14 protein-coding genes are annotated in these 11,691 nt (G+C 61.6%); 10 read left to right on the top strand and 4 right to left on the bottom strand.

The window, feature by feature from the left end; all coding sequences use genetic code 11:
• Positions 1–92: 92 nt before the first annotated feature.
• A complete protein-coding gene (locus ACTD9P_RS27975; protein WP_438870188.1) occupies positions 93–1,109 on the bottom strand; it encodes a DUF4917 family protein in 1,017 nt (338 codons plus the stop codon).
• Positions 1,110–1,232: 123 nt separating this feature from the next.
• Here ACTD9P_RS27975 and yiaY point away from each other — a divergent pair, with 123 nt between their 5' ends.
• The 6 genes from yiaY (at position 1,233) to ACTD9P_RS27945 (ending at position 7,668) form a co-directional block, all read left to right on the top strand.
• Positions 1,233–2,381 (top strand): L-threonine dehydrogenase, encoded by a 1,149-nt coding sequence (gene yiaY / locus ACTD9P_RS27970; protein ID WP_438870187.1) that lies wholly within the window; start codon positions 1,233–1,235, stop codon positions 2,379–2,381.
• Between the two features lie 92 nt (positions 2,382–2,473).
• Entirely contained in the window at positions 2,474–3,148 is a 675-nt protein-coding gene (locus ACTD9P_RS27965; protein WP_438870186.1) for an NAD(P)H-binding protein, read from the top strand.
• A complete protein-coding gene (locus tag ACTD9P_RS27960) occupies positions 3,148–4,077 on the top strand; it encodes a LysR family transcriptional regulator (protein ID WP_438870185.1) in 930 nt (309 codons plus the stop codon). The genes ACTD9P_RS27965 and ACTD9P_RS27960 overlap by 1 nt, the downstream gene beginning before the upstream one ends.
• A gap of 68 nt (positions 4,078–4,145) precedes the next feature.
• On the top strand, positions 4,146–5,339 hold the full coding sequence (locus ACTD9P_RS27955) for a CaiB/BaiF CoA transferase family protein (protein ID WP_438870184.1): 1,194 nt from the start codon (positions 4,146–4,148) through the stop codon (positions 5,337–5,339).
• The gene (locus ACTD9P_RS27950; RefSeq protein WP_438870183.1) at positions 5,336–6,277 is read left to right on the top strand and encodes a hydroxymethylglutaryl-CoA lyase; all 942 of its coding nucleotides are present in this window, start codon (positions 5,336–5,338) and stop codon (positions 6,275–6,277) included. Before ACTD9P_RS27955 ends, ACTD9P_RS27950 begins: the two co-directional genes overlap by 4 nt.
• 59 nt (positions 6,278–6,336) lie before the next feature.
• Positions 6,337–7,668 (top strand): MFS transporter, encoded by a 1,332-nt coding sequence (locus ACTD9P_RS27945; RefSeq protein ID WP_438870182.1) that lies wholly within the window; start codon positions 6,337–6,339, stop codon positions 7,666–7,668.
• Here ACTD9P_RS27945 and ACTD9P_RS27940 read toward each other — a convergent pair whose 3' ends face one another.
• Positions 7,669–8,157 carry a DMT family transporter gene (locus ACTD9P_RS27940; protein ID WP_438870181.1) on the bottom strand — a complete coding sequence of 163 codons (489 nt, stop codon included), beginning with the start codon at positions 8,155–8,157 and terminating at the stop codon, positions 7,669–7,671. It lies immediately after the preceding gene.
• Between the two features lie 77 nt (positions 8,158–8,234).
• Between ACTD9P_RS27940 and ACTD9P_RS27935 the strand changes: the two genes are divergently transcribed.
• Entirely contained in the window at positions 8,235–9,143 is a 909-nt protein-coding gene (locus ACTD9P_RS27935) for a LysR family transcriptional regulator (protein WP_438870180.1), read from the top strand.
• A 7-nt stretch (positions 9,144–9,150) separates the two neighbouring features.
• Here the strand turns inward: ACTD9P_RS27935 and ACTD9P_RS27930 are convergent, their stop codons facing one another.
• A complete protein-coding gene (locus tag ACTD9P_RS27930; protein WP_438870179.1) occupies positions 9,151–9,435 on the bottom strand; it encodes a type II toxin-antitoxin system RelE/ParE family toxin in 285 nt (94 codons plus the stop codon).
• A complete protein-coding gene (locus ACTD9P_RS27925; RefSeq protein WP_017137287.1) occupies positions 9,425–9,664 on the bottom strand; it encodes a CopG family ribbon-helix-helix protein in 240 nt (79 codons plus the stop codon). Before ACTD9P_RS27925 ends, ACTD9P_RS27930 begins: the two co-directional genes overlap by 11 nt.
• Positions 9,665–9,765: 101 nt before the next feature.
• Between ACTD9P_RS27925 and fos the strand changes: the two genes are divergently transcribed.
• The 3 genes from fos to ACTD9P_RS27910 all read left to right on the top strand — a co-directional run bounded on the left by fos (position 9,766) and on the right by ACTD9P_RS27910 (position 11,520).
• Positions 9,766–10,176 carry a fosfomycin resistance glutathione transferase gene (gene fos, locus ACTD9P_RS27920; RefSeq protein WP_438870178.1) on the top strand — a complete coding sequence of 137 codons (411 nt, stop codon included), beginning with the start codon at positions 9,766–9,768 and terminating at the stop codon, positions 10,174–10,176.
• 55 nt (positions 10,177–10,231) lie between these two features.
• A complete protein-coding gene (locus tag ACTD9P_RS27915; protein ID WP_438870177.1) occupies positions 10,232–10,873 on the top strand; it encodes a LysE family translocator in 642 nt (213 codons plus the stop codon).
• 119 nt (positions 10,874–10,992) lie between these two features.
• Positions 10,993–11,520 (top strand): DUF4142 domain-containing protein, encoded by a 528-nt coding sequence (locus ACTD9P_RS27910; protein WP_017137290.1) that lies wholly within the window; start codon positions 10,993–10,995, stop codon positions 11,518–11,520.
• Positions 11,521–11,691: the final 171 nt, after the last annotated feature.

Below are 11,691 nucleotides of genomic sequence, written 5' to 3'. Positions count from 1 at the left end.
CGAATGCGGTATATCAGTCAACTTATGTGGAGCTGACACACCGCATTCGCGAGCAAGCCCGCTCCCACAGTTGATCTTCGTTGTTCAGTAGATCAGCGTTCGACCGGCACGGACAACGCGGCATTACCCAGCGGATGCGTGCGCGCCGCAAAGAACTTCAGCTCCACGCCACTGCCGTCAAACAACTGCGAATACCGGCGCTTCTGCTGGCGGATAAACCCGTCACTGCGGCCCGACACCGAGATCGCCAGCGTCGTCAATTTGGCCTGGCGAAGCGCATCCACCAGGTGCTGATCCTGCGCCCCCAGGTCATGACCGAAGATGCACAGCGCGCCCTCATGACTCAGCAACTGCTCGTAGCAGAACGACAGGTAGTCCGAGCTGCGGATGGTCTTGAGCTTCTCCTCCACCTTGCCTTCGCTGACAAACAGCGGCACATCGTCCAGGGTCTTGATCGTATTGTTGATGGCAAAACTGCTGAGCAAGGTGCTGTCGGTGGTCGGCAATTTGCGCGCGGTGCCGTCGAGGTTGCGCACCAGGTGCAGGCCGCCGTGCAGGTAGAGGATGCGTGTGGCCTCGGTGCGCGTGTTGCGCAGGTCGAAGCTGGCGTCGGCGCTGCGGAACAGGTCGTCGATGCCCGGCGTGTGCAGGATGGCCCAGTAGTTGAGCAGGTCGTAATTGCTGGTGAACACCGTGGCGTAGTGCTTCAACTCAGTGTTGATCGTCGCCAGTGTCGACGGCTGCACCAGGCGCCACGGAATGTGCACGGCGTGGATGGTGTTGATCAGCGCTTCCTTGATCGCGTAGTAGCGGTTGCGCGGCGCCGCCGAGCTGACCGCCAGCGCCTTGTTGACCCGGCTGGTGGTTTTCAACGCGCCCAGCGCTTGCTCGAAACTGCGGGTTTGCAGCGCATCGAACACGCTGAGTTCGGATGGGCTCAGGGGCTTTTCTTCGACGGTGCGGGCGTTTTCGAACAGCGAGTCGTAGGCAAAGTCTTCCCAAATCGCACGGCTGGCGCCATTGCCGATCAGAATCCCATTGAAGTCGATGGCGCCGCGCAGTGCGCTCCAGTCTTCAAGGTGGGCGTCAATATCCTGGAAATCCTTCATTGCGGCGGGTCTACTCGAAATCGGCTGGGTGGTGACTTTATCACGAGCGTGCGTTGATCCTGATCAAGATGCGCCAAGCGTTAGCGGTTGATTCTGTCGGCATACCGCCTCCGAGGATTGACCATGAGCAGCACCTTTTTTATTCCCGCCGTCAACATCATGGGCACCGACTGCCTCGACGAAGCCATGACGGCCATCCGCAACTACGGTTTTCGCAAGGCGCTGATCGTCACCGACGCCGGGCTGGCCAAGGCCGGCGTGGCCAGCATGATCGCCGAGAAGCTGGCGATGCAGGACATCGACTCGGTGATCTACGACGGCGCCAAACCCAACCCCAATGTGGAAAACGTCGAGAAAGGCCTGGCGATGCTCGAGGCCACGGCCTGTGATTTTGTCGTGTCCCTGGGCGGCGGCTCGCCCCATGACTGCGCCAAGGGCATCGCGTTGTGCGCCACCAACGGCGGGCGTATTGGCGACTATGAAGGTGTCGACCAGTCCAGCAAGCCGCAATTGCCACTGGTAGCGATCAACACCACCGCCGGCACGGCCAGCGAGATGACCCGTTTCTGCATCATCACTGACGAATCCCGCCATGTGAAAATGGCCATCGTCGACCGCAACGTCACGCCGCTGCTGTCGGTCAACGACCCGACGCTGATGGTCGGCATGCCCAAGGGGCTGACGGCGGCAACCGGCATGGACGCGCTGACCCATGCGATCGAAGCCTATGTGTCGACCGCCGCCACACCCATCACCGACGCCTGCGCGATCAAGGCCATGGAGCTGATCAGCGCCAACCTGCGCCTGGCGGTGCGAGATGGCAGCGACAAGGCCGCGCGGGAAAACATGGCGTATGCCCAATTCCTGGCCGGGATGGCGTTCAACAATGCCTCCCTGGGTTTTGTGCATGCCATGGCCCACCAACTCGGTGGCCTTTACGACCTGCCTCACGGCGTGTGCAACGCAGTGTTGCTGCCCCATGTGCAAAGCTTCAACGCCAGTGTGTGCGCCAAGCGCTTGAGTGACGTGGCGCGCGCACTGGGCGCCGATATCAAGGGCATCACCCCGGAAGAAGGCGCCCAGGCGGCCATCGCGGCCATTCGCGCCTTGGCCCACGACGTGGAGATTCCGGCCGGTTTGCGTGAGTTGGGCGCCAAGTTGCAGGATATTCCGCTGCTGGCCACCAATGCGTTGAAGGATGCCTGTGGGCTGACCAACCCACGCCGGGCGGATCAGCGACAAATTGAGGAGATCTTTCGCAGCGCGTTCTAAAGGGGGCGGTCGCAAGCGGCAAGCGTTAAGCTACAAGCTGAACGGTATTCAACTTGAGCATGAAGCTTGCGGCTTGCCGCTGAGGTCCCCTGATGAGAGTTCTATTATTCGGCGCCACCGGCATGGTCGGCCAAGGCGTGCTGCGTGAGTGCCTGCTGGCCGCTGACGTGCAGGAAGTGGTTGCTGTGGGCCGCACGCCGCTGACCCAGGAACACGGCAAGCTGCACCAGGTATTGCACAGCGATATGCTGGACTTCCAGCCGCTGGAAAACCTGCTGCAAGGCTTTGATGCGTGCTTCTTCTGCCTCGGCGTGTCGTCGGCGGGCATGAATGAAACCAAGTACACCCACCTCACCTACGACCTCACCCTGGTCGCGGCCAGCACCTTGGCGCGGCTCAATCCGCAGATGACCTTTATCTATGTGTCCGGCGCCGGCACCGACAGTTCCGAGGCGGGCAAGTCGATGTGGGCGCGGGTCAAGGGCAAGACCGAAAACGCCTTGCTGCGCTTGCCGTTCAAGGCGGTGTACCTGTTTCGGCCTGGGGTGATTCAGCCGTTGCATGGCGTGCGTTCAAAGACGCCGCTGTATCAATCTTTCTATACCGTGCTCGGGCCGCTGCTGTCGTTTTTTCGCCGGATCAAACCGAGTTGGGTGGTGAGCACCGAGACCGTCGGTCAGGCGATGTTGGCGGCGGCGCGTCAGGGCGCACCGCACGCCGTGGTGGAGCAGGCCGAGATCAATCGCCTGGCCAGCGAGCCGCGCTGATGTTGCACAAAAGCCTGGTGCGTCGCCTTGATCTGATCACCCTGCAACTGTTTGTTGCGGTGTTTGAAGAAGGCACGCTGACCCGCGCTGCGGCCCGTGAAGCCATCGCCGTGTCGGCGGCCAGCAAGCGCCTGATGGAGCTGGAGCAGGTATTGGGCGTGAGCCTGTTCGTGCGCCGCGCCAAGGGCATGGACCTGACCGCCGCCGGCGAAACCCTGCTGCACCATGCGCGGCAGATGCTGTTTAATGTGGAAAAAATGGGCCTGGAGCTGGGCGAACACAGCCACGGCGTGCGCGGTTATGTGCGTATGCTGGCGAATCTGTCGGCGATCATTCAGTTCCTTCCGGAAGACTTGCGCGATTTTTCTCAGCTGCATCCCGAAGTGAAAACCGACCTGGAAGAGCGCCCCAGCAAAGGCGTGGTCCAGGGCGTGCTGGACGGGGTGGCGGACCTGGGCATTTGTTCCAGCGACACGGACACCAAAGGCTTGCCCAGTGTGTTGTATCGCCACGACAAACTGGTAGTGCTGATGCCGCCGGAGCATCCCTTGGCCGCACGCCAAACCCTGGCGTTCGAGGAAACTCTGGGCAGTGATTACGTGGGCCTGCACGCCGCCAGCTCGATCAATATGCGCACCCATGCCGCCGCGCGCGAGGCCGGCAAGATGCTGCGCCTGCGTATTCATGTGCCGGGGTTTGATGCGATGTGCCGGATGGTCCAGGCCAATATGGGCATCGGCATCCTGCCGCAAAAGGCCTATGAACTGTTTGGCCGCGCGCTGGGGTTGCATGCGGTGCCGCTGACGGACCCGTGGTCGGATCGCAGCTTGATTGTGGTGGTGCGCGATGAGGCGCAGTTGTCGCCGGTGAGTCGGTTGTTGTTTGATTACTTGAGTGTTCGTATTTCGCGAACGCTCCTTGCCAACTGACGGTTGGATTTATCGCCTCCTTGTCCTCTAGCCTTGGCTGCACATTCCAAGAATAAGAGGACCACCCCATGACGGCGCCGTTGAGCGGTATCAAGGTGATTGAAATCGGCACGCTGATTGCCGCGCCGTTCGCCGCGCGGATGCTGGCCGAATTTGGCGCCGAGGTGATCAAGATCGAAGCCATGGGCCAGGGCGACCCGCTTCGCAAATGGCGAAAGCTGCACGAAGGCACCTCGCTGTGGTGGTACCTGCAATCGCGTAACAAAAAGTCCCTGGCCCTGGACCTCAAGTCCCCGGAAGGCCTGGGGCTGATCAAGCAACTGCTGGGCGACGCCGACGTGCTGATCGAAAACCTGCGCCCCGGCGGCCTGGAGAAACTCGGCCTGGGTTGGGACGTGTTGCATGCGTTGAACCCCAAGCTGACCCTGGTGCGCATCTCCGGCTACGGCCAGACCGGGCCTTACCGCGATCGCCCTGGTTTTGGTGCCATCGGTGAGGCCATGGGCGGCATTCGCTACACCACCGGCAACCCCGACTCGCCGCCTGCTCGGGTGGGTGTGAGCCTGGGTGATTCGCTCGCCTCGCTGCACGCGGTGATTGGCGCGCTGATGTCGTTGCTGCGGGTCAAGACCGGGCAGGGCGAGGGACAGATTGTCGACGTGTCACTGGCCGAAAGTGTGTTCAACCTGATGGAAAGCCTGGTGCCCGAATACGACATGCTCGGCCATGTGCGTGAGCGCAGCGGCGGCGCCTTGCCCGGCATTGCGCCGTCCAACACCTACCTGACTGCCGACGGCGCCTATGTGGTGATCGCCGGCAACAGTGACCCGATCTACAAGCGCCTGATGCACACCATCGGCCGTGCCGACCTGGCTGAAGCGCCGGAGTTTGCCCATAACGACGGCCGTGCCGCCAAAAGTGGCCTGCTCGATGCGGCCATTACCCACTGGACCAGCAGCCTGCCTATCGACCAGGTGCTCAGCGCGCTCGAAGCCGCCGAGGTGCCGGCCGGGCGCATCTACTCTGTGGCCGATATCGTCAGCGACCCGCACTACCAGGCGCGCGACATGCTGCTCAATGCCCAATTGCCCGGCGGCGTGTCGGTGAAGATGCCCGGCATCGTGCCAAAACTTTCCGAAACCCCCGGTGGTGTGAACTGGCAAGGCCCGACCCTTGGGCAACACACTGATGACATCCTCGGCAGCCTGGGCCTCACCGTCGCCGATATTCAACGCCTGAAAACCTCGGGAGTGGTGCAATGATCACTGATTATTCCGACGCGCTGATCGTGCAGGAAGTGTCCCCGCGCGATGGCCTGCAAATCGAACCGACGTGGGTTGAAACCGCCGACAAGATTGCGCTGATCAACGCTCTGGCCCTGGCCGGTTTTTCGCGAATCGAGGCGGGCTCGTTCGTGTCGCCCAAGGCCATTCCCGCGTTGCGCGATGGCGAGCAGGTGTTCCAGGGCATCCAGCGCCGGGCGGGTGTGATCTACGTGGCGCTGATCCCAAACCTCAAGGGCGCTCAGCGCGCCATTGAATCGCGCGCCGATGAGCTGAACCTGGTGATGTCCGCCAGCCAGACCCACAACCTGGCGAATATGCGCATGCGTTGTGAGGCGTCGTTGGCAGCCTTTGGCGATATCGTCAGCTTTGCCGCTGACCACCCGGTGCGCCTTAACGGCAGCATCGCCACCACCTTCGGCTGCCCGTTCGAAGGCAAGATCGATGAAGACCGCGTGCTGCAAATGGTCGACGCCTATCGCGAATTGGGCATTGCGGGCATCACGTTGGCCGACACCACCGGCATGGCCAATCCGCGACAGGTCGAACGTTTGGTCAAGCGCGTGCTGCAACAGGTGCCGGCCAGCGATTTGACCCTGCATTTTCACAACACCCGTGGCCTGGGTTTGTGCAATGTGCTGGCCGCTTACGAGGCCGGAGCCCGCCGGTTTGATGCGGCCTTGGGTGGCCTCGGCGGTTGCCCGTTTGCGCCGGGCGCGTCGGGCAATATCTGCACCGAAGATTTGGTCAACCTGTGCGAGGAGGTCGGCATTCACACCGGCATCGACCTGCCGCACCTGTTGCAAATGTCCCGTCGCTTGCCGGCCTTGCTTGGGCATGAACTGCCCGGCCAAGTGGCCAAGGCCGGGCGCAATGGCGACCTGCACCCGCCGCCGGCTTACATCGCCACGCTATAACGCGCTACCAGACAACAAAAACAATCGGGCGCCTGTGAGCAGCCCGCTGGAGAGAAACCATGAGCACTAATACCTTGGAGGCCGGCGTGCGCCCGGCCGCTGAAATCGATGCCGAAAAAGCCCTGGTCAGCAAGGTCGCCTGGCGCCTGATGCCGCTGATCATGGTGTGCTACCTGTTCGCGTTTTTTGACCGCATCAACATCAGCTTCGCCAAGTTCCAGCTGCAAACCGACCTGAGCCTGAGCGACACCGCCTATGGCCTGGGCGCCGGCTTGTTTGTGGTGGGTTATGTGCTGTTCGAAGTGCCGAGCAACATGATGCTCTACAAGGTCGGTGCCCGCCGTTGGATCGCGCGCATCATGATGTCGTGGGGCCTGGCCACGGCGGCCATGGTGTTTGTCACCGCCGAATGGCAGTTCTATGGCCTGCGCTTCATCATCGGCGCCATGGAGGCGGGCTTTGCGCCGGGCGTGCTGTATTACCTGACGCTGTGGTTCCCGCAGCACTTTCGGGGGCGCATCACCTCGATGCTGTTCCTGGCCTCGGCCTTCGCCGGTTTGGTCGGCGCGCCATTTTCCGGGCTGGTACTGGAGCACCTCGACGGCGTGCTGCAAATGCGCGGCTGGCACTGGCTGTTCCTGCTCGGCGGCTTGCCTTGCATCGGCCTGGGTTTTCTGGTGCTGACCTTGCTCAAGGACCGCATTGAAGATGCGCATTGGCTGACGCCTGCCGAGAAAACCCTGCTGTCGAGCCGCATCGCCAAGCATGAGCCGAACCAGCACGGTGGCTCGCTGCTCTCGGCGATCCGCATTCCTGGGTTTTTGATGCTTGGGTTTATCTACTTTCTGATCCAGGTGGCGTCCTACGGCCTTAACTTCTGGGCGCCACAGTTAATCCGCAGCGCCGGCACCCAAAGCCCGGTGATGATCGGCCTGCTCACCGCAATCCCCTATGTGTGCGGGGCGATCAGCATGGTGGTGATCGGGCGGCTGTCGGACGCTACCGGCGAGCGCCGCAAATTTGTCTGCGGCTTGGTGGTGCTGGGCGCTGTCGGCTTTTTCTGCGCCGGGATCTTTGCCGATCACACCACCTTCCTGATCATCGCCCTGGGCCTGTTGGGCGCGGGCATTATTGCCGCGATCCCGACCTTCTGGACGCTACCGCCCAAACTGCTGGCCGGCGCCGGTGCGGGTGCGGCCGGTGGCATTGCAGTGATCAACACCCTCGGGCAGTTCGGCGGTATCGTCAGCCCGGTGATGGTGGGGCGCATCAAGGACCTCACCGGCAGCACCACGCCGGCGCTGTATGTGATCGGCGTGTGTGCGCTGTTGGCGGCGGCGCTGTTGCTGTGGGGCTTGCCACAGAAACTGCGCACGCTCGACAAGGGCTGATCAGCCTGCCGTCGCCAGTGCGCGAGCCGGTGTGGCGCTGAACTGAATCAGTGCCACCCCGCCAATCAACAACAACGCCCCCAGCACGCGGGGCGTGGTCAGTTGGCGCTCCACCAGGCCGAACAGACCAAAGTGATCGAGCAGCAACGAAGCAAGAATCTGCCCGGCCATGGCCAGTGCAATAAACCCCGACGCGCCGAGCTTGGGCAGCAGCATCAACGCCAGGGAAATAAAGCACACGCCAAACGCGCCTCCGGCCCACATCCACAGCGGCGCCTTGGTGATAAAGGCCAGGCTTGGCAGCGGTAAACGCAGCGCCACAATCACCGGCAGCAACACAATAATGCTCACCAGCAGTGACGCCAGCGTGGCCCACAACGGGTGCCCCAGCCCGCGCCCGAGGCTTGCGTTGATCGCACTCTGGAACGGCACCACCGCGCCAGCGAACACCGCCAGTGCCAACAGACCTACCCAATGCAACGTCGTCATTTCAGTTCTCCCAGAGGTTTTGCTGGACTCTAGGCTATTCGTCGCGCAAATTTAAATTCCAAGTTCTTATGCCGAGCATGCAGCTGATGAATGATCTGCGCCGCATCGACCTCAACCTGCTGGTGATCCTCGACGCCTTGCTCAGCGAGCAACACGTCACCCGCGCCGCCGAGCGCCTGCACCTGAGCCAGCCGGCGGTCAGCCATGCGCTGGCGCGTTTGCGTGATCTGCTCGGTGACCCGCTGCTGGTGCGCCAGGGCGGTGCTTTAGTGCCGACCGCCCGCGCGCTGGAATTGGCGGCGCCCCTGGCCGAAGCCCTGGCTCAGGTGCAGGCGCTGCTGGCGCCCAACCGGTTTGATCCAGCATCGGCCAAACGCCGGTTTCGTGTGGCGATGTCGGATTACAGCGCGGCGATTTTCCTGCCGGGGCTGGTCCGCACCTTGCGCCGTGAAGCCCCCGGCATCGACCTGCAAATCGTCCAGGCCAGCCGCGAAGGCATGGTCGACGGCGTGCTCAATGGCGACCTTGACCTGGCCGCCGGGGTGTTCCCCGACATGCCCGCCGAACTGCGCACTACGCCGTTATTCGAGGAGCATTACACCTGCCTGATTGACCGTGACAGCCTGCCGAAAAACGGCGTGTTCGACCTGCCGACTTACCTGTCACGTCCGCATGTGTTGCTGGAAATGCGCGGCAGCGGCACCCCGGAAATCGAACGGGCGTTGACGGCGATTCGTGAGCGGCGGCATGTGGCGATCAGCCTGCCGCATTGGGGCGTGGCGCCGCAGTTGATCCAGGGCACAGACTTGATTTTGACGGTGTCATCCAGAGGCTTGCTCAACATCGATCAGCAACACCTGCTGGCTGTGCCGCCGCCGTTTCATATCCCTTCGTTTGCGTTTGAGCTGGCGTGGCATGCGCGGCGGGGCGGGGATTCGGGGTTGCAGTGGTTGGTAGGGCAGGTGCAAGGTGTATTGCCCGTCTGAAGCGTGGCTACCAAGATGCTGGTGGCTGGCGGCGTGTATGAAAAATTCGCATCACCTGTAACCGGCCTGCTCGAATACGGTAGGGAACGATATAGGGCCATCGGGGCACTACCCATTCGCGCGTGCCGGGCACTCGGCCTTCTTTGCCCATCGCCGGAAACTCGGCGACATGTTCAAGCCCGGTCAAGATCGCCTGCACGAACTCATGGGCAGCTTTCGGGTTTTCTTCGGCAATGTATGCCGCTTCATCGTCAAGATTCCTGAGGGCAGCCCTCAGCCACTCAACCTGCATTGTTACGCCATTTATCGGCGACTGCTTTTACTTCGGCAGCTGTCGCAAAGTCGCCTGCATCAGCTTCTTTCAATGCTTTTTGAATTTCTTCTATTTGCCAGGCCTCACGCGTCAGGTATTCGCGTAATGCATCTACGGCTAGAAAGGATTTGCTGCGCCCTGTCGCCTTGGCGAGACTGGCAAGCGTGTCGGCGACGTCTTCCGGTATGCGTAGAGACATAACAGACATAAGAGCCTCGATGTAGTGATGTGTAGTGCAACATACTACATCGTCATCGCAAAAACGGTTTGCCCCGTTCGTCACTGGGTGAATAGATAAAAGGACATTCCATGCTCTGCGGCCTTAACCACCTGACCCTTGCCGTCACCGACCTGAACCGCAGCATCAGTTTCTACCATGAATTGTTGCAACTTCGGCTCGATGCCAGCTGGGACAGCGGCGCCTATCTGTCGTTGCCCGGTTTATGGCTGTGCTTGTCCCTCGACCCATTGCGCTCGCCAGAACCTGCGGCTGATTACACGCACTACGCGTTTACTGCCGATACCGGTGATTTCGCGGCGCTGGTGGCGCGCCTGCGCGCTGCGCAGGTGCAGGAATGGCGCGACAACCGCAGTGAAGGCGCGTCGTTCTACTTTCTCGACCCCGATGGCCACAAGCTCGAAGTCCACGTCGGCGATCTGGCCTCACGTTTGCAGGCCTGTCGCGCCAAGCCTTATGCAGGAATGAAGTTTTACCCGTAGCGGCGGAACGTGCAGAATCCATCCATTCCCATCACCGTCTATCAGAGTCGCGCCCATGACCCTATCCCTGCTGTTCGCCGTGCTTGCTTCGGGTTTTATCTACGGTATTACGCCCGGCCCGGGCGTGCTGGCCGTATTCGGTATTGGCGCTGCCCGTGGCCGTCGCGCCGGGGCGGGGTTTCTGTGCGGGCATTTGCTCGGCGACGTGGTGTGGTGCAGCACGGCGTTGATTGCCATCGTGGGCGCGCGGGAAGTGGGCAGCACGGCCTTTGATGTACTGGGCGTGCTCAGCGGCTTGTACCTGTTCTGGCTCGGCTGGCGTGCGATCCGTACCCAGCGGCGCAGCAGCGATGCACCTCAGGGCGCGGCGCGGCATCCATTCTGGCACGGCATTCTTTTTGGCCTGACCAACCCCAAAGCCTACCCGGTGGCCGTGGCAACCTTTACCGCGTTGTTGTCCAGCCGTGCCGAGCTGCTGACGTGGGCAATGCTGCCGTCGTTGATCTTCCTGAGCTTTATCGGCGGCCTGCTGGCCTATGCCATTCTGATCGGCGTGGTCGGCGCCCAACGTGTGCGCACGGTGTATCAGCGCCATGAAATCCTCATCACCAAACTCTGCGGCGTGATGTTTATCGGCTTCGCCATCAATGCCCTGGCGCACGCATTGCCGGGCCTGTTTGGCAGCAAACCGGCCTGACACCACGACGACCGTTCGTCGCACTGGCGAGTTTTTTCTAAACCTTTGCCGCCCTGAAAATTCGAATTCAGGGCGGGGCGTCTGTTCCCGCACCTATTTTTGACCTGGAGGAACCCCTCATGAGCCGCATGGCTATCCGGTTACGCACCGCCAGTTTCGCGATGCTGCTGGGCCTCGGCGCCAGCAATGCTTTCGCCCAGTCACCTGCTGAATTCATCGAGCAGGCTTCGGCCAAAGGGATGGCCGATATCGAAACCAGTCGCATGGCCCACGCCAGAACCTCGTCCCAGGAAATCAAGGACTACACCATCGAGGTGATCAACGAGCGCACCCAGGCCAACCAGCACTTGGCGGCCATCGCCAAGAAGCTCGACTTGCCGGTGGCGCCGCGCGAGAAGATCGTTGATAAAGCCGAAACCTTGATGCCGGAGCTGAAGGACGGCGACTCGTTTGACGCCGCCTACACCGCGCAGCAGGTCAAGGAAAACGAAGACGCAATCGCCCTGTTCAAACAGGAAGGCGCGGCGTCGGATGTGCCGGAAATAAAAGCGCTGGTGGATGAGACGCTGCCGAAGTTGGAGGAGCGTCTGCAAAAAGCCCGTGCCTTGGCGTCGACCTACGGCAAAGGTCATCAAGGCGACGGTTGAACCCGTCAGGTGCAATGCAAAACGGCGGTTGGAATTACTCCAACCGCCGTTTTTTTATGTGCGCCAGGCATGGCGCGTTGCGCGAAGCGCAACCAGCTTGGCTGTGGTGGCCTCGCTGGTGACTTGGAGGTGAAAGTCCTCTACACACCCGGCAAGGGGAAGTGTTAGCCA

Source organism: Pseudomonas onubensis, assembly GCF_965653655.1.
In the GTDB taxonomy this organism is placed as follows: Bacteria; Pseudomonadota; Gammaproteobacteria; order Pseudomonadales; family Pseudomonadaceae; genus Aquipseudomonas.
This window is presented reverse-complemented; position numbering and strand designations above follow the sequence as displayed.

What these genes read in the sequence shown, in the direction of transcription:
- ACTD9P_RS27975 (WP_438870188.1), bottom strand. Translation starts at nt 1,109, where the DNA reads ATGAAGGATTTCCAGGATATTGACGCCCACCTTGAAGACTGGAGCGCA.
- yiaY (WP_438870187.1), top strand. Translation starts at nt 1,233, where the DNA reads ATGAGCAGCACCTTTTTTATTCCCGCCGTCAACATCATGGGCACCGAC.
- ACTD9P_RS27965 (WP_438870186.1), top strand. Translation starts at nt 2,474, where the DNA reads ATGAGAGTTCTATTATTCGGCGCCACCGGCATGGTCGGCCAAGGCGTG.
- ACTD9P_RS27960 (WP_438870185.1), top strand. Translation starts at nt 3,148, where the DNA reads ATGTTGCACAAAAGCCTGGTGCGTCGCCTTGATCTGATCACCCTGCAA.
- ACTD9P_RS27955 (WP_438870184.1), top strand. Translation starts at nt 4,146, where the DNA reads ATGACGGCGCCGTTGAGCGGTATCAAGGTGATTGAAATCGGCACGCTG.
- ACTD9P_RS27950 (WP_438870183.1), top strand. Translation starts at nt 5,336, where the DNA reads ATGATCACTGATTATTCCGACGCGCTGATCGTGCAGGAAGTGTCCCCG.
- ACTD9P_RS27945 (WP_438870182.1), top strand. Translation starts at nt 6,337, where the DNA reads ATGAGCACTAATACCTTGGAGGCCGGCGTGCGCCCGGCCGCTGAAATC.
- ACTD9P_RS27940 (WP_438870181.1), bottom strand. Translation starts at nt 8,157, where the DNA reads ATGACGACGTTGCATTGGGTAGGTCTGTTGGCACTGGCGGTGTTCGCT.
- ACTD9P_RS27935 (WP_438870180.1), top strand. Translation starts at nt 8,235, where the DNA reads ATGCAGCTGATGAATGATCTGCGCCGCATCGACCTCAACCTGCTGGTG.
- ACTD9P_RS27930 (WP_438870179.1), bottom strand. Translation starts at nt 9,435, where the DNA reads ATGCAGGTTGAGTGGCTGAGGGCTGCCCTCAGGAATCTTGACGATGAA.
- ACTD9P_RS27925 (WP_017137287.1), bottom strand. Translation starts at nt 9,664, where the DNA reads ATGTCTGTTATGTCTCTACGCATACCGGAAGACGTCGCCGACACGCTT.
- fos (WP_438870178.1), top strand. Translation starts at nt 9,766, where the DNA reads ATGCTCTGCGGCCTTAACCACCTGACCCTTGCCGTCACCGACCTGAAC.
- ACTD9P_RS27915 (WP_438870177.1), top strand. Translation starts at nt 10,232, where the DNA reads ATGACCCTATCCCTGCTGTTCGCCGTGCTTGCTTCGGGTTTTATCTAC.
- ACTD9P_RS27910 (WP_017137290.1), top strand. Translation starts at nt 10,993, where the DNA reads ATGAGCCGCATGGCTATCCGGTTACGCACCGCCAGTTTCGCGATGCTG.